The 690-nt window shown below is 67.0% G+C and carries 1 protein-coding gene; it reads right to left on the reverse strand.

Going from position 1 to position 690, the window contains the following annotated elements; translation table 11 throughout:
* A partial coding sequence (locus tag ACTIMO_RS17165) for a DUF2213 domain-containing protein (RefSeq protein ID WP_448183206.1) occupies positions 1–690 on the reverse strand: 690 nt, incomplete at both ends.

A 690-nucleotide genomic window follows, 5' to 3' on the forward strand; every position in this document is an offset into this window, starting at 1 on the left:
GCCTTCGGCATCCGAGATCATCTTGGCCACGGTGGCTTGGTCCAGCGCCTGTGGCTCCTTCGGCGCGGGCGCCGGGGCCAGCGTGAGGGAGGGCGCGGGAGCGGGAGCAAGCGCAGGGCTCAGCTCCGGGATCGCGTCCTCGGCCAGTGCGACGGGCTGGATCGCCGAGATCGACGCGGTGAGCGCGTCGGCATCGATGGTCTGGTCGGCCGCGAGATGCGGCGTCACCAGCTCGACAACCTTGGTCGCGATACCGGCGGGCGCGCCATCGGCGGCGAACGAGGCGGCATTCACGTCCTTGAGCGCGTCGGTGATGTCCACCTTGGCATCCTGGGCGAGGAGCGGGCGGACCATTGCGGCCACCGCCCCGGAAATCATCAGCGCCGTGCGCGAAGTCAGCTTCATCAGTTCATCCCCGACAACAACGTCTGGTCCCGCGCGGCCCTCGAAGACGAGGGCTACATGGTTGAAGAGGATGTCACGCATTACACCATCGTATTGCAAACCGCTGGGGGTGATGCCGCGGGTCATGTCCGCGCGGTACCGATAGCCGCTGCTCAACTCCTTCTTGCGTTCGGCGTCGATGCCGCGCTGGTGCTCCGCGCACCACACGACCAGGCTGTTCGCGACATAGCCGTTTTCGCCACCGGTGAAGGTCGCGTCGGTGCCGGTAGACCCGATGATGAGGCT

It is taken from the genome of Arthrobacter sp. CP30 (assembly GCF_053470025.1).